19 protein-coding genes are annotated in these 15,602 nt (G+C 38.2%); 12 read left to right on the top strand and 7 right to left on the bottom strand.

Annotated elements, in window-relative coordinates:
- Nucleotides 1-123 precede the first annotated feature (123 nt).
- Nucleotides 124-1,548 carry a glutamate--tRNA ligase gene (gltX, locus tag VSAL_RS12300; protein WP_012550846.1) on the top strand — a complete coding sequence of 475 codons (1,425 nt, stop codon included), beginning with the start codon at nucleotides 124-126 and terminating at the stop codon, nucleotides 1,546-1,548.
- A 51-nt stretch (nucleotides 1,549-1,599) separates the two neighbouring features.
- Here the strand turns inward: gltX and VSAL_RS23660 are convergent, their stop codons facing one another.
- The 4 genes from VSAL_RS23660 to VSAL_RS12290 all read right to left on the bottom strand — a co-directional run bounded on the left by VSAL_RS23660 (nucleotide 1,600) and on the right by VSAL_RS12290 (nucleotide 5,136).
- Nucleotides 1,600-1,776, bottom strand: coding sequence for a hypothetical protein (locus tag VSAL_RS23660; protein ID WP_012550845.1), 177 nt, complete (start codon nucleotides 1,774-1,776; stop codon nucleotides 1,600-1,602).
- Nucleotides 1,777-1,926: 150 nt separating this feature from the next.
- The gene (locus VSAL_RS22335; RefSeq protein WP_012550844.1) at nucleotides 1,927-2,709 is read right to left on the bottom strand and encodes a GGDEF domain-containing protein; all 783 of its coding nucleotides are present in this window, start codon (nucleotides 2,707-2,709) and stop codon (nucleotides 1,927-1,929) included.
- A 5-nt stretch (nucleotides 2,710-2,714) separates the two neighbouring features.
- Nucleotides 2,715-3,842, bottom strand: coding sequence for a tetratricopeptide repeat protein (locus tag VSAL_RS12295; protein ID WP_158306882.1), 1,128 nt, complete (start codon nucleotides 3,840-3,842; stop codon nucleotides 2,715-2,717).
- 157 nt (nucleotides 3,843-3,999) lie between these two features.
- A complete protein-coding gene (locus VSAL_RS12290; protein WP_012550842.1) occupies nucleotides 4,000-5,136 on the bottom strand; it encodes a flagellar assembly protein FlgT in 1,137 nt (378 codons plus the stop codon).
- Nucleotides 5,137-5,308: 172 nt separating this feature from the next.
- Here VSAL_RS12290 and VSAL_RS12285 point away from each other — a divergent pair, with 172 nt between their 5' ends.
- The 3 genes from VSAL_RS12285 (at nucleotide 5,309) to VSAL_RS12275 (ending at nucleotide 6,818) form a co-directional block, all read left to right on the top strand.
- On the top strand, nucleotides 5,309-5,944 hold the full coding sequence (locus VSAL_RS12285) for a FlgO family outer membrane protein (protein ID WP_012550841.1): 636 nt from the start codon (nucleotides 5,309-5,311) through the stop codon (nucleotides 5,942-5,944).
- Between the two features lie 8 nt (nucleotides 5,945-5,952).
- Nucleotides 5,953-6,387 carry an LPP20 family lipoprotein gene (locus VSAL_RS12280; protein WP_012550840.1) on the top strand — a complete coding sequence of 145 codons (435 nt, stop codon included), beginning with the start codon at nucleotides 5,953-5,955 and terminating at the stop codon, nucleotides 6,385-6,387.
- 251 nt (nucleotides 6,388-6,638) lie between these two features.
- Entirely contained in the window at nucleotides 6,639-6,818 is a 180-nt protein-coding gene (locus VSAL_RS12275) for a hypothetical protein (RefSeq protein ID WP_044583310.1), read from the top strand.
- A 120-nt stretch (nucleotides 6,819-6,938) separates the two neighbouring features.
- Here the strand turns inward: VSAL_RS12275 and VSAL_RS12270 are convergent, their stop codons facing one another.
- From VSAL_RS12270 to flgA, 3 genes are all read right to left on the bottom strand, one after another.
- Nucleotides 6,939-7,367, bottom strand: a complete 429-nt coding sequence (locus tag VSAL_RS12270; protein WP_012550839.1) for a flagella synthesis protein FlgN — start codon at nucleotides 7,365-7,367, stop codon at nucleotides 6,939-6,941.
- 52 nt (nucleotides 7,368-7,419) lie between these two features.
- Nucleotides 7,420-7,731 (bottom strand): flagellar biosynthesis anti-sigma factor FlgM, encoded by a 312-nt coding sequence (gene flgM, locus VSAL_RS12265; protein ID WP_012550838.1) that lies wholly within the window; start codon nucleotides 7,729-7,731, stop codon nucleotides 7,420-7,422.
- A 219-nt stretch (nucleotides 7,732-7,950) separates the two neighbouring features.
- Nucleotides 7,951-8,697, bottom strand: a complete 747-nt coding sequence (gene flgA, locus VSAL_RS12260) for a flagellar basal body P-ring formation chaperone FlgA (RefSeq protein WP_012550837.1) — start codon at nucleotides 8,695-8,697, stop codon at nucleotides 7,951-7,953.
- A 74-nt stretch (nucleotides 8,698-8,771) separates the two neighbouring features.
- On the opposite strand from flgA, the gene VSAL_RS12255 reads away from it, so the two are divergent.
- The 8 genes from VSAL_RS12255 (at nucleotide 8,772) to flgG (ending at nucleotide 15,595) form a co-directional block, all read left to right on the top strand.
- A complete protein-coding gene (locus VSAL_RS12255; protein ID WP_012550836.1) occupies nucleotides 8,772-9,692 on the top strand; it encodes a chemotaxis protein CheV in 921 nt (306 codons plus the stop codon).
- A 71-nt stretch (nucleotides 9,693-9,763) separates the two neighbouring features.
- Entirely contained in the window at nucleotides 9,764-10,591 is an 828-nt protein-coding gene (locus VSAL_RS12250) for a CheR family methyltransferase (RefSeq protein ID WP_012550835.1), read from the top strand.
- Between the two features lie 194 nt (nucleotides 10,592-10,785).
- Nucleotides 10,786-11,181 (top strand): flagellar basal body rod protein FlgB, encoded by a 396-nt coding sequence (gene flgB, locus VSAL_RS12245; RefSeq protein ID WP_012550834.1) that lies wholly within the window; start codon nucleotides 10,786-10,788, stop codon nucleotides 11,179-11,181.
- Between the two features lie 2 nt (nucleotides 11,182-11,183).
- A complete protein-coding gene (flgC, locus tag VSAL_RS12240) occupies nucleotides 11,184-11,600 on the top strand; it encodes a flagellar basal body rod protein FlgC (RefSeq protein WP_012550833.1) in 417 nt (138 codons plus the stop codon).
- A 15-nt stretch (nucleotides 11,601-11,615) separates the two neighbouring features.
- Nucleotides 11,616-12,326 (top strand): flagellar hook assembly protein FlgD, encoded by a 711-nt coding sequence (flgD, locus tag VSAL_RS12235; RefSeq protein ID WP_012550832.1) that lies wholly within the window; start codon nucleotides 11,616-11,618, stop codon nucleotides 12,324-12,326.
- Nucleotides 12,327-12,490: 164 nt separating this feature from the next.
- Nucleotides 12,491-13,789, top strand: a complete 1,299-nt coding sequence (gene flgE, locus VSAL_RS12230; protein WP_012550831.1) for a flagellar hook protein FlgE — start codon at nucleotides 12,491-12,493, stop codon at nucleotides 13,787-13,789.
- Between the two features lie 213 nt (nucleotides 13,790-14,002).
- On the top strand, nucleotides 14,003-14,752 hold the full coding sequence (locus VSAL_RS12225; RefSeq protein WP_017021168.1) for a flagellar basal body rod protein FlgF: 750 nt from the start codon (nucleotides 14,003-14,005) through the stop codon (nucleotides 14,750-14,752).
- Between the two features lie 54 nt (nucleotides 14,753-14,806).
- On the top strand, nucleotides 14,807-15,595 hold the full coding sequence (gene flgG / locus VSAL_RS12220) for a flagellar basal-body rod protein FlgG (RefSeq protein WP_012550829.1): 789 nt from the start codon (nucleotides 14,807-14,809) through the stop codon (nucleotides 15,593-15,595).
- Nucleotides 15,596-15,602: the final 7 nt, after the last annotated feature.

Here is a 15,602-nt window from a genome sequence, read left to right as displayed (position 1 = left end):
TCTTTATCTCTTCTTGAACTTAACCTCACTCAATCATTGTAGATTTACCTTATGGTGCTAAAATAGCGCATAAATTACATGGTGCTGATAGATTCAGCTCAACCTCTTCAAAAGGTAATATCGATGACGGTTAAAACACGTTTTGCTCCAAGCCCAACAGGCTACCTTCACGTTGGTGGTGCACGCACTGCACTTTATTCATGGCTTTTTGCTAAAAACAAAGGCGGCGAATTTGTACTTCGTATTGAAGACACAGATTTAGAACGTAACTCTCAAGAAGCGGTTGATGCAATTCTTGAAGGCATGAAGTGGATGGGAATGGAGTGGGACGAAGGTCCATACTACCAATCTAAGCGTTTTGATCGTTATAACGAAGTCGTAGATCTATTGCTTTCTGAAGATAAAGCATACAAATGTTATGCTTCAAAAGAATTGCTTGATGAAATTCGTACAGAGCAAGAAGAAAATAAAGAGATGGCTCGCTACGATGCAAACCATCCTAAAATTGTTGCCGCAAATGCCGCAGCAAAAGAAGGCGATGCTTCTGTTATTCGCTTCCGTAATCCAAAAGAAGGCAGTGTTGTCTTTGATGACCAAATCCGTGGTCGTATTGAAATCTCAAACAGCCAATTAGATGACTTGATCATTCGTCGTACTGATGGTGCACCAACGTATAACTTCGTTGTTGTCGTTGATGACTGGGATATGGGTATTACTCAGGTTATTCGTGGTGAAGATCATATTAATAATACACCTCGTCAAATCAATATCTATGAAGCACTTGGTGCTCCAGTACCAATGTTTGCACACTGTGCAATGATCCTTGGTGATGATGGCGCTAAATTATCTAAGCGTCATGGCGCGGTATCGGTAATGCAGTATCGTGATGAAGGCTATCTACCTAATGCACTAAATAACTATTTAGTTCGTCTTGGTTGGTCTCATGGCGATCAAGAAATCTTCTCTCAAGAAGAAATGATTAACTTATTTAGCTTAGATGCAGTAAGTAAATCAGCGTCGGCGTTTAATACTGATAAACTTCGTTGGTTGAACAATCATTACATCAAAACATCTGAACCAGAATATGTAGCTAACTACCTACAATGGCATTTAGATCAAAAAGAAATCTCTTTAGACAATGGTCCTGCAATTACTGACGTTATTACGTTAGTTAGTGAGCGTTGTAATACATTGATTGAGCTGGCTGACCAATCTCGTTATTTCTACGAAGACTTCGAAGCATTTGATGCTGGTGCAGCTAAAAAACATCTACGTGGTGTTGCAAAAGGTCCTTTAGAATTAGCGCTTGCTAAAATTGAAGCTCTACAAGAGTGGACAACAGAGAATCTGCATAACGTTATTGAAGAAGTTTGTGCAGAGCTAGAAATCGGTATGGGTAAAATTGGTATGCCTTTGCGTGTAGCCGTTACTGGCGGTGGTCAATCACCATCAGTTGACGCTGTAATGCAGTTAATCGGTAAAGAACGAGTAGTTACTCGAATTAAGATGGCGTTAGCATTTATTGCTGAACGTGAAGCGAACGCTTAATTCAAATACGATTAAATTAAAAAACCGCTGATTTCAGCGGTTTTTTTTGTGCTAAAGAATGCTTTTAATTGTCCCTTCCGCTGCTTTACACAGTGTTGCATATGTCATAACTACTGTGCCATCAGTTTGTTCACAGGACACTTTCGGACCTATTTCTGTTGAGCCTTCTAAAGCGAATACATTAGACGAAAAGGCAGCAATTAAAATGGCTAATAATCTATATTTCATGATGTTATCCTCAACAATACGTTTATTGATACATCCATGCTAGTTATTTATTTTTGCATATCCATTGCTTATTTAAATATAGTTATGAATGTAAAATTGTAAATATTCAGTTGGAAATTACATCGAATTACATTTATGCAGATCATTATCTTAAGTGATTGGATCAATTAACGCATCGACAATACAATTCCGACCATTCGCTTTAGCTTGATATAATCCTTCATCTAAAACGAAATAGATTTGGTCTATATCCGTCATTGATTCTTCAATATACATCCAAGAAAAGCTTGCCGTAATCGCTAATCTTTTTACATCTAACGTCATGAATGTTGATTGTTCGAGTTCAATTCTTAATTTATTTATTAACCTAGAGCATTCCAATTTTGAAAGGTTTTTTAAGATAATCATAAATTCCTCCCCCCCAACACGACCGATTTCATGAGGGAATGAGAGGTGTTTTTGTAGGACGATTGATAAATGCTTTAAAGCTAAGTCACCATTTGGATGTCCATGTTCATCATTGAATTGCTTGAAATTATCAACGTCGAGCATGATTAAGGCCATTTTTGAATGAGGTGTTTTTAATGTCGACTTAATTTTATTAAAAATAGAAGCCCTATTATTTAGGGTTGTTAATGTATCTTTCTCTGTGAGTAAACGAAGTTTTCTTCGTGAGTACGTCATATAGAGAGTAAATAAAAATAAAAAGATAAAGCATAAAAAAAGTAGATTACGATTTTGCTTTGTTTTTAGTAATTCAGTTTGTTGTTGTTTTTTATTGTTCTCTGAGTTTTGGATAATAATTTGATTTTCAAGGGTGTTTCTACGTAACTCCAATGCTTCGTAAGCTTGTTGTTCTTTATTATGATTTATCCATTGTTGTAATACTTCATACGATAAATGACTCTCTAATGCCGCTTCAAATCTTCCCATACTTTTTAATACCTTTGCTTGATGCAAATAGGATGAGACGAGTAAATTTTTACTTTCTGTTTTTTTGCTTTATTAATCGCTAAATTGATCAGTTCTAATGCTTTGTTGGGGTGTTGGTATTCTAAATAAATACGACTCAATGACTGATATGTATTGATGATTAATTTGGAATTTTTTTTATCTTTAAGCGTCGATAAGGCTAAATAAAGGTATTCAATACCTTCATCAAAAAAAACTTCTGCGGTTAATATTTTTCCATGTACTAAGTAAGCAGAACCTAAGCCTATTTTGAAAATCCCACTATTAAAGTTCTCAATAGCCCGCAGAGAAAATAATTTTGCTTTATCTAATTGTCCTTTTTTTAAATATAATTCATCTAAATCCGTTTCTGTTTGCGCTACTTTTTGAGCAATATTCCTGCTCTTTCTAATCTCTAATGATTTTAATAAATACAATTCACCTGAATTTAATTTACCCATAGAGATGAGTAAGTTTCCTATGTTATTAAAGGTAGTGTCATTAATGTCATAGGGTTGACTTAGCTTTATCACTTCTTCACTGGCTTTTAATGCTTTAGTGAAATTATTCATTTCTTGGTAGGCAAGCGCAAGCAATCGATAGGGCCATTTAAGGTCAATATAATGATTGGTTGATGTTTTTATATTTTGTATGGCGCTCTGACAATAAAATTCGCCGAGATAAAGTTGACCTAACATAAGATTATATTTACACAGTTGTATATTAAAAATTGCATCTAGGTCAGAGTCATCAAGCTTATCGGCTTGTTGGTAGCTCTGAGAGGTAAGAAAAAAAGCATTTGATACTTGGGCTTGGTCTTCAAGATTCATTGCTTTAACAATAGAATATTCAACTTGAGAGTAAGGATTAGATGTGGGGGATGGTAAAGGGTATTCACCGCCTCTGCGTGTTATGAAACCATGCATGCGAAGGGCGACATAAACCCGTTCAGCGCTAGGTTCAAGGCCATTATAAACGTCTTCTAGCATGATTAAAGCGATATTAGGATCTTGAATTCTTGCTTGGTGGTAGTCTTTTTTCCAAGAGTCAGATTCCATTATTGAAATGGCATTGGAAGAAAAAGACACCATTAAGCAGAGAGTTAATAGTGTCATCAATTTTATTGATGTGGACATAATAAGCCAGTTGGAATGATGTTCTAATTATTTCGAAATGATAACGTAATGGCAAACAGAAAACGATGGGCAGGATCGCGTTAATGGAAAAACAGCCTCAGGGCTGTCTTTCCATAAAATAAATGCGAGTAACTTATTATTTTGGTGTGACTTTATGCATAACATCACCAATTTGAATACTGTTAATTAATTGAGGTTGATTAACGATTAATTCAGCATTTTGTTCATAAACGCGATCAACCGTTAATGTTATATTCGTTTTGGCTACCTTATTACGAGGTAAACCATTTTGATCAATGAATGCACCAGTGTGCCATAAATCCAACGTATCGCCTTTTTTAACACCATGAATACGACCTAGATCCATCGTGATACGATTGTTATTGATATTTACTACTTGTGGCAATGTCATTTTACAAGCGAATTTATTTTCTAAATCGAGCATCATGTCACGATTAACACGAAGTACCATTTCACCAAAAGCTGAAGTCCAAAAACGAGCACTTTGTGTATCGACTTCGCTGGTTTTAGGGAAATCCCATTGAGCAACATCACGATAATTATTGCTGTAAACTGTTTGTCCTGTTTTTCCATCAATGACGGCAACGTCAATTGCAAACTGACGATTAATGGTGTCTTTCTTTAATAAATTTTGTTCAATGGTTGCACTTAAATCTGTAATTTGACCAGAGTAAATATATTGAGCCCCATGATCTTCGGCAATCATTTTAGCGACTTCTGGTTGACGTTTATCAATGCGGATATGAGACGTACCGACAGACACAAAGCTTTGTGATTCTTTATCTAACTGTCTAGCGAATACGGTGCTGAGATCTTCACCCATCTGATAAACCTTACCCATAACCGCTTGTTGTGGGGAGTCGATCGTGATTTCGCTTGTCATTACCGTTTTTTTGTATTGCCCAATATGGCAACTGTTTGCCGAAGGGTAAATGTCAATACGAGTGGTAACGTACAGCTTGCCGTTTTTCTTTTTTTCTTTAATCACTTCAATACTACGAACTTCAGTTCCGCTAAATTGATAGTGTTTATTATCGTTTTCTAAAAAGACACGAAGATCTTTTAGGCGGCTAATATCGGCCCCTGAGAAAAGCATCGCTTGGTAAGCTGCATCTTCTAGTGCATGGGTTCTTGCCGCATTTTTACTGGTAAGAACACTTGCAGAACCTGTGACCTCGAACCACTCGGCATTAACCTGTACGGTGTAACACATTGTAAATAAAGAGGTAATTAAATAAATTATTTTTTTCATCGTTACTATCTGCCAAATGGGTATGAAATTTGCTAACTAATATTTGTTGATTGATAAAAGTACTTACAAATTGCGTTTATTAGACTATAGCAAGTTTTGTTCCTAATTTGAGTTTTAAGCTTTTATTAGGAGAAACAGTAAGTATATAAAAACATTATCTGGAGATAATAGAATGAGAGTTTTGGTTGTAATGTTACTGTCTATGGTAATAAGTGCTTGTGCTTATTCACCTATTTATAATGGTAAAGAACCGTTTAATGGCAGCCCATTTATGTTAGCTGATACGCCTAGACATACGATGGATTATTTTATTGAAAGTTTAACTGAACAATTGATTACGTCTAACACGACGCTATCAGCGCGTTCTCCAATTGCGATTACTTCTTTTGTTGATTTACAGCAGATGGATCAAACGAACTGGTTAGGTAACTCTGTAACTGAAGGGTTTATTTTCCAACTGCAACGTCGTGGCTTTAAAGTTATTGATTATAAAACAACAGGAAACATCAGAGTTACTCAGCAAGGTGATTTTGCGTTTAGCCGTGATTGGAAAGAATTAGTTCAAGAGCAGCAAGTTGATTATGTATTAACAGGAACCATGCTTCGTCAAGATGGTGGCGTATTAATTAACGCTCGTATTATTGGAATGCAAACTCGTGTTGTTGTTGCTTCTGCACAAGGCTTTTTACCTGCGGATCGAATTGGCCGTGATTTAGATACATTAAATACCATGAGAATGGAAGATGGCGTTTTAATTCGTTCTGATGTCGAAAAAGCAGATCGCAATACTATTATTTTACGTCCATAGGAGATCTAATGATGAAGCATTGGTTTTTATTAGCATTATTAGTCTTAGTGGGTTGTCAGCCTTTAGGTGTAATGCGTGAAAGTGATCATTTGAATGCGGTTGGTTATGCGAGCATTAGTGAACAAGCCGGCAAGAATATTGATGAACAAAGAATTCGCGCAATGCGAGCATCAAAAGTTGATGCGTATCGTGAGCTTGCAGAGCAAGTCTACGGAATGCGTATCAGCGGTAAAGTTGAGATGAATGATCAACAACTTGGTGAAGAATCAACAACTGCAGGTGTGGATGGTATTATTCGCGGCGCAGAAGTGATCAGAACATACTTAGTTGGAGACAGCTACGTCACTGAGCTGAAATTAGATCTTAAAAAGATGGAACGCATGAAAAACCAAGGTCAGGTTTATGATGTGCCATCAACACAAAGAAAAACAACCTTATTTTAAGGTAATACTCTCATTCAACACCATTTTGCCCTAGGTATTAATACCTAGGGCTTTTTTATGTCAACCTTGAAAGAGAAAGAGGTAGATTGTTAATACCTATTAATAACAATGGGTATCATCGGTTAAATAATAAATATAATTTAATTAAAAGTGCGTAATATTCCGCATTATTAACTTTTTCTAGTATAAGGTTTGCCACCTGTTGAGATAGTTTATATTTTTAATAGGTAGTTAAGGAATATTAGGTTGATATGGTTGTTTTTATAAGCTGGATTTATGTGTCTTTATGCATTGGTGTTTCTATCATCGCGCATAGCCAAGAGCGTTCAGCACCTATTTTTTTTCTTATGTCTTTAATACTGACACCTATTGGTGGTTTTTTGATCACACTCTTCCTGAAAAAATCAGATAAGCGTCGTTATGAGTATTAAAGGGAATAATAGCGTTGTCTTGATGCAGAGAAACAATAGTCACATTGTTTCTAAATAGGGAAGGCGCAGGGTTATAAGTGACAAATTGGGCGGATCTATAGATGAATTAACCGAGATTGGTTACGCTTTTATGTTTGTACCAAGTGTCGTTATGTTACGTGTTTGCCCTTCAGCAGTATAAGTCATGCCATTTTTTCCACGACTTTGTTGCATAAGATTATTTAACTTATTAAAACTTAATTGGGCGCGCTGAAGTGCTTCCCCATTGATTTCATTTTCTTGTTTACAATCATGAATAATCGATTTTATTTCCGTTACTTTTTCATTTAACGCGCTATCTTCAGAAAGCAGCTCTCTTTCTGTATGGCTACCTAATAACTGATCATATTGACGTAGTTGGTTTAGCAAGCCTAATTTATCATGAGCAATGCTTTCCATATCTGCCGATTTTCTACTGGCTATCGCATATTTCTCTCGACTAAGAACCGTCGAAAGAGATAGAGCGACACTGCGTTGTAGATCTAATAATTCAGTTAATGTTTGTGCCATATTGTCTCGGTATACTTCTATTGGTTATCTTAAAGAGACTAACTAGCCTAGATTATAGGCCAGCCAGTTCATCTTCAAATTTGATAATATTGTCAGCTAGGCGTTCTGGATCAACAGAATACGATCCATTTGCGATAGCTGCTTTTATTGCCGCTACTTTGTCTGCGTTAAAAGAAGGTTCTGTCGCTAACTGTTGATGCATTTGGCCAATTTCTTTACCTTGATGGCTTAAAGAAACCGCATCTGCTTTTGCTGACATTGCCGGTGCTGCACTTGCTGGTGCTTTATCACCAGAGTCAACACGAGCTTGGCTGCGTAGCGTTGACATTGCCTGGCTAGCACGTAATTGGTCAATACTTGTCATAATATTCAAGCCTTTTCGCCGATTAAAACATTTTCTTAATGGATATATCGGCTGTCAAAAAAATAACTTAAGTAAATAATGAAGTTTTTTGACGCTTTTTCATTATTTAAAAACTGTTGTTAAACTAAGCATAAATAATGCCAGTTTCCACTTATCGGCGGTGTGTTAAGAAAGTTTAGAGGAAATATCATTAAATTTAAGTCAAATTAACATTCTGGCTTAAAATCGAATACTAATTTCACCTACCGCAGTAACAACGCCATTGATGATGCGTTTAGATTTGTTATTTTGGACGTTTACATTATCGCCCAAAGCCGCGTCACCCAATGCTGTTCCTTTAGTTAGGATACTTAATTCCCCTTTTACCGCTTTAATTATAACACTGTCATTGCGACATACCATGCAGATGTCGTTTTTTTCAACAACATCACCGGCTCGAACGCTGCGTTTAATTCGTGACCCAATAAGATCATTCGTATTAATATAGCCGCCTCGGCGATACGTTCGGCTGTTGACTAAGGTTAAATTTAAGTCATTTGCGCTGAGTGTGAGTCCTTTTGAAAGAGACGTTGCCGCCGTGACTAAAGGCATCATTAATTCTGCTTTTACAGGGACATAGATCTTCCAATTATCTGCAATACATTCCACTAATACGGATGTATTACCACTGGAATTAAGTCGACCAGGCAAGGAGGACGTTAAAGGTTCTGGACAGTCTGTCGCATGAATTCTACTATCTATTCGCGCGGACTCTAGACTTAATGTGCCATTACTCGGCACTTCAATTTGAGATTCTAGAAAAGACTCCGCAGAGTCTTTAATTGCTTCAAGTTGCTCATCTGTGGCAGCATGCGCATTAGTATTAAAGAAACTTATAAATAGGCCGATAAAGCTTATAAGTCGATAAAAAGTGATTTTGTTATCACGCTTTTTAATTATCATCATATTTTTATTATAAAATGCCATATGGTATGCCGTGCTCTTGATGGGTTTGTGTTAGGCTCGCGGTTTATTTATCATGGCACAAGATGGAGTCATATATGACAGGCATACTGGATTCGGTGAATCAGCGCACACAACTTGTAGGGCAAAACCGTTTAGAACTACTTACTTTCCGTCTTATGGGACGTCAACGTTATGGTATTAACGTTTTTAAAGTAAAAGAAGTATTACAGTGTCCGAAGTTGACTTCAATGCCAAATTTAAATCCATTAGTAAAAGGAATTGCTCACATTCGAGGTCAAACGATCTCTGTGATTGATTTAAGTCTTGCAACTGGTGGGCGAGCAACAACAGATATTGATAAGTGTTTTATCATTATTTCAGAATTTAACCGTACCATTCAAGGCTTCCTTGTTAAGTCTGTTGAGCGTATTGTTAATATGCATTGGGAGGCAATTTTACCGCCACCACAAGGCACTGGACGAGCAAACTACTTAACCGCAGTAACAAACATTGATGATGAATTAGTTGAAATCTTAGATGTAGAAAAGATTTTAGCTGAAATTGCGCCTATTGATGAGACAATGAATGAAGAATTGGTTGAAGAAATGGCGTCGATCAGTCCAGAAGTGGTTCGTAGAGTATTGATCGCTGATGATTCAAGTGTCGCTCGTAAGCAAGTGCAACGTGCCGTTCAATCGATTGGTTTTGAAACTATCATGGTAAAAGATGGTAAAGAAGCATTAGATAAATTAGTCGATATGGCAAATGCAGGTAGTGTATATGAACAAATTGGTTTGGTTATTTCCGATGTAGAAATGCCTGAAATGGATGGTTATACACTAACGGCAGAAATTCGTCGTGAACCAGCATTGAAAGATCTACACGTTATTTTACATACTTCATTAAGTGGTGTATTTAACCAAGCGATGGTTGAACGTGTCGGGGCAAACCAATTTATTGCGAAGTTTAACCCTGATGAATTAGGGGCTGCTGTTAAAAGAGCAGTTGAGAAGTAGAGCCTGCCTGTTATTTTGTCACCTGTAAAGTAAGGTGACATTCATTTTATTATTTGGAAATTTATTCGTTAATGACAACTATAACTATCAACGAACAAGAATATCGTGATTTTAGCCGATTTCTTGAGTCTCAATGTGGCATTGTCCTTGGTGACAGCAAGCAATATTTAGTGAGAAGCCGACTGAGCCCTTTAGTTGCTAAGTTTTCATTAGCTTCATTATCCGATTTATTAAAGCAAGTTATTGCTGGCAGAAATCGTGAATTGCGTGTTGCTGCTGTTGATGCAATGACAACGAATGAAACATTGTGGTTTAGAGACGGCTATCCGTTTACCGTATTGGCTGAAAAATTATTGCCAGAATTTGCTGCTAATCGTCGTCCATTGAAAATTTGGTCAGCGGCGAGTTCGTCAGGCCAAGAAGCGTATTCAATGGGAATGATTATTTCTGAGATCCAAGCGCGTAAACCCGGTTTCTTACCTAATATCGCGATTACGGGGACTGACATTTCACCATCAATGCTTGATACGTGTAAAGCTGGGGTTTATGACAATCTTGCGTTAAGCCGTGGGTTGTCACCAGAGCGTCGTCGTGCATTTTTTGAAGATGTGGGTGATGGTAAGATGAAGATCAACGATAAAATTCAACGTATGGTTAATTTTCGTCCTCAAAATCTAATGGACAGTTACAGCTTACTTGGTAAGTTCGACATCATTTTTTGTCGTAATGTATTGATCTATTTTTCTCCAGATATGAAAGCCAAAGTATTAAATCAAATGGCGGCAAGTCTTAACCCTGGCGGGTATTTATTGCTTGGTGCTTCGGAATCGTTAACAGGATTAACCGATAAATTTGAAATGGTACGTTGTAATCCAGGTATTATTTACAAACTAAAATGATCTAAATTGATTTATTTTTGAACAAAAAGCGGCTTTGGCCGCTTTTTTTGTGCCTCAAATTCAGGTTAGGCATGTTAATTGCTTTATTTTTTGTCAGTAGTATCGTCAATCTGCTTGTTAAGTAAAAAGTTGGCATACAGGTTGCAATATAGAATTTATATATACTGCTAGTCAGTTCTTGTGGAGGTTTTGAAATGGCAATTTCTTTTGATAAAGCATTAGGTATTCATCAGTACACCGTTGGAGTTCGCTCTCAACGTGCTGAAATGATAGCGACTAATATCGCTCAGGCGAATACTCCTGGCTATAAAGCAAAAGGAATGGACTTTCAAAAAGCAATGCAGTCGGCAACATCAAAGGCAAGCATGGGTCTTAGTCGTACGGATGGTCGGCACATTAATGCCTCAACACGAGTGGCAGGGGAAATTCAATACCGTCTTCCTACCCAACCTGATACAGGTGATGGAAATACGGTAGATGTGGATTTGGAGCGTAATTTATTTATGCAAAACCAACTTCGTCATCAAGCATCATTAGAGTTTTTAGGCAGTAAATTCAAAAATCTCACCAAAGCAATTAAAGGGGAATAGAGATGAGCTTATTTAATGTTTTTAACGTTGCAGGTTCTGCAATGAGTGCAGAGTCAGTTCGTCTCAACACCACTTCAAGTAACATGGCAAATGCGGACAGTGTCAGTAGCTCAGCTTCTGAAACCTACAAAGCTCGCCACGCTATCTTTGGTGCAGAATTGAGTAAAGCTAAATATAAACAAGACTTTACAGTACCTGTAAAAGTGCTGGGTATTGTTGAAAGCCAAAAACCGCTACGTGCTGAATATAACCCCGATCACCCTATGGCAAACGACGATGGTTATATTTTTAAACCAAACGTTAATGTGATGGAAGAAATGGCAAACATGATTTCTGCTTCTCGTTCATACCAAACGAATGTGCAAGTTGCAGATGCAGGCAAACAAATGTTGCAGAGTACTCTGCGAATGGGTCAATAAGGATAGGAGGTAGCTATGACTGGAATCAATAACGTTGGTCAACAAGGCTTGTCCTACATCGACCAGCTTAAAAGTCTTCAAGAGGCGAACAAGCCTGAAAAGACAACTGGCGGTAAAAATGAACTGAAGCAAGAAGACTTCCTTGCATTATTAACCAAACAGTTGTCTCAACAAGACCCATCTAAGCCGGTTGAAAACGATCAAATGATTGCGCAAATGGCATCATTTGCAACCGTTGATGGTATTGGCAAGATGAATAAGCAGTTCGATAGCTTAAATACATCAATGACATCTAACCAAGCATTACAAGCGTCTTCGCTTGTTGGTCGTGATGTGCTAGTACCAGGTGCTAAAGGCTTAAAAGAAGCTGATAAAGGTATGGCGGCAATGGTTAAATTGCCTAAAGCGATTAATAGCTTATTGGTTCGTGTTGAAAACGAACAAGGCCAATTAATTCGTACCTTAAATGTAGGCGCTAAACCAGCCGGAGACTCACGTGTTGAGTGGGACGGTAAAGATGATAAAGGCAATGCAATGCCTGCTGGCCGCTACAGCATTAAAGCGGCTGGTGTGCTAGATGGAGAAAACAAAGAATTTGGTGTATCAACATACGCTAACGTCAACAGTGTTCTTCTAGGCAAAGGCAATGGCAATGTTTTGCTTAATCTTGCTGGTTTTGCTTCACCGATGAAATTAGCCGAAGTGCTAGAGATCGGCAAAGCATAAAATGGCGAATATTCAGTGCAGCATTAATTGCTGCCTGAATACTCGTATTTATTGTTAAAAATTATTAAACCATAGAGCTATGCCAATTCCTTTAACATTCCCAAATGATTGTGATCGTTAATGGAATTGGAAAATAATCAGCGTAGCTAGATAGGAGATATTAAATGTCATACGTAGCATTAAGTGGTCTATCCGCTGCTCAAAAAGATCTAAACACAACGTCAAATAACTTGGCAAACGCCAACACCTTTGGTTTTAAAGAGTCTCGTGCAGAATTTGGTGATGTGTATTCGTCGTCACTATTCTCAAATACTAAAACCACAACTGGTGGTGGCGCGCAGACAACTAAAATTGCTCAGCAATTCCATGAAGGGTCTAGTATTTATACGAATAACCCAATGGATTTACGTATTTCTGGGCAAGGTTTCTTTGGTGTAGCAAAGGATCGTCTTCAGCCTGGAACGAATGAGTTGAGCCGTAATGGTGCGTTTCATTTAGATAAAGAAAATTACGTAACAACATCAAATGATGAATTTTTATTGGGTTACGACGTCGACCCTGAGTCGGGTAATGTGTCATCTTATCAGCCAAAAGCACTTAAGATTCCAGATCAATTTGGTAAGCCAAGAGCCACTGAAAACGTTGATATTGGCATGAACTTGCCAGCATCAGAAGTGCCAAAAGATCCGGCTCTTTTTGATATGAATGATCCTGATACGTTTAATAAATCAACCTCAGTTACAACGTACGATTTATTAGGTCAACCATACAAAATGACCACGTATTATGTGAAAGACGCAACGCAACCAAACCGTTGGAACGTGTTCTATTCTTCTACGGATACGGAAGGTGAAAAAGCGGTTAACATTAATGCGGGTGACGCAACAAATGCGGCAGGCCAAGTAGGCCACTCAATCGTATTTAATAATGACGGTACAACCCAAAGTGTGAATGCTGGCCAACCAGTGACTACAACACCTTTAGGGGCGAATGGTCTAAATATGAATGGTGCGGATACGCAACAAACATTAACCATGAAGTTTGATAATCCAACTCAGTTTTCAGCACCGTTTGAAATGCGTCGCTTCAGTGAAGATGGCGCAACAACAGGTTATTTATCGAAAGTAGACATTGATAAGAGTGGTAACATTGTTGGTTCTTACTCAAATGGTAAAGACGTCACGTTAGGTCGTGTCGCGATGGTTCGAGTAACCAACCAACAAGGTCTTGCGCAGAATGGCGGCACTCAATGGTCGACTACTCAAGCGTCTGGTGCGGCAATTTGGGGTGAAGCAAACCAAGGTTCATTTGGTGATATTCAAAGTGGTACGTTAGAGCAATCAAACATTGATATGACTCAAGAGCTGGTTGATTTAATCTCAGCGCAACGTAACTTCCAAGCGAACTCTCGTGCATTAGATGTGCACAACCAGCTACAACAAAATATCTTACAAATTCGATAAGCCAATTGAATTAATAACGCTAAAATTGCTGTCTACTTTGACGGCAATTTTTTACCCGAAACTATTGCCTCTTCCTCTCCATTCTTTTCCTCTTCGTATTTTTATGCCTACGTAAACCGAACGCCAATACAGTTAACCTATTGATCTATAGACCATGAAAAACTTGGCACACTCATTGCTATACTGAGTGTAGATAGATTTTTGGAGTTCATTATGGATCGCGCATTATTTTTAGCCATGAGTGGCGCTAAGCAAAACATGCAAGCTATGCAGCTTAGCTCAAACAACCTTGCCAACGTAAGTACGACTGGTTTTCGTGCTGATTTAGAGCAAGCGCGTGCAATGCAGGCGTATGGTGAAGGTTTGCCTAGTCGCGTATTCAGCATGACTGAACGCCCGGGACAAAATTTTGCACAAGGTTCTGTCATTACGACGGGCCGTGATTTAGATTTAACTATTGAAGGTGATGGTTGGATTTCAGTAATGGACAACACTGGCCGTGAAGGGTTGACCCGCGCAGGTAATCTAAAAATTGATGAGACAGGTTTGCTAATGAATGGCAGTGGTCATTTGGTGATGGGCGAAAATAATGCGCCGATTACCTTGCCGCTTCCAATTTCAAAAATTCAAATTGCAAAAGACGGTACGATTTCAGTATTAGAGCAAGGTGCACCAGCAGAAGCCATGGCTGAAGTCGACCGCATTAAATTAGTAAAAACAGATAACCGTGATTTATTCAAAGATACGAATGGTTTGTTCCGTTCTAAAAATCCTAATAATGCATTTCAAGCCGACGCTAGCGTGACGGTGCTTAAAGGTGCATTGGAAGGCAGTAACGTAAATGCCGTAGGTGAGATGACCAATTTAATTGATTTGCAGCGTCAGTTTGAAATGCAAGTCAAGATGATGAGTACTGCTGAAGAAATGGATAAAGCTTCAAGCTCATTATTACGTATGGGTTAATTGAACAATTAACTTGATTAACTTTATACATTAAAAAATTTATAGGAATACAAAATGAATCCAGCATTATGGGTAAGTAAAACAGGTTTAGACGCACAACAAACCAACATCGCAACTATCTCAAACAACTTGGCGAATGCCTCAACGGTTGGTTTTAAAAAAAGCCGTGCTGTTTTTGAAGATCTGTTTTACCAAAACGTAAACCAAGCCGGCGCTCAATCAACACAAAACACAGAGCTTCCAACGGGATTAATGCTTGGTTCTGGTTCTAAAGTTGTGGCAACACAAAAAGTATTTACTAACGGTAATGCACAAACCACGTCGAACGGCATGGACATGATGATCGAAGGTAAAGGCTTTTTCCAAATTACAATGCCAGACGGCAACCTTGGTTATTCTCGTAACGGTCAATTTACGTTGAACTCTGAAGGCGCAATGGTTACAACCGGTTCTGGTTACCCTTTAGAACCAGAAATTGTGGTTCCTGAAGATGCAATTAACGTGACCGTTGGTACGGATGGCGAAGTGTCTGTTCGTTTACGTGGTCAACAAGATAACCAAGTGATTGGTCAAATTACGACGGTTGATTTCATCAATCCAGGTGGTTTAGAACCTGTAGGCCAAAACCTTTACTTACCAACGGGTGCAAGTGGTGATCCTCAAGAAGGCACGCCAGGTTTAGAAGGCTTAGGAGCGATTCGTCAATCTATGCTTGAAGCATCAAACGTAAACGTAACCGAAGAATTGGTAAACATGATTGAAGCGCAACGTGTTTATGAAATGAACTCTAAAGTAATCTCTGCTGTTGATAAGATGGCAAGCTTTGTTAACCAACAATTATAATTGGTGA

The organism is Aliivibrio salmonicida LFI1238 (assembly GCF_000196495.1).
In the GTDB taxonomy this organism is placed as follows: Bacteria; Pseudomonadota; Gammaproteobacteria; order Enterobacterales; family Vibrionaceae; genus Aliivibrio; species Aliivibrio salmonicida.
Note: the sequence above shows the minus strand (reverse complement) of the source record. Positions and strands in the feature narration are given on the sequence as shown.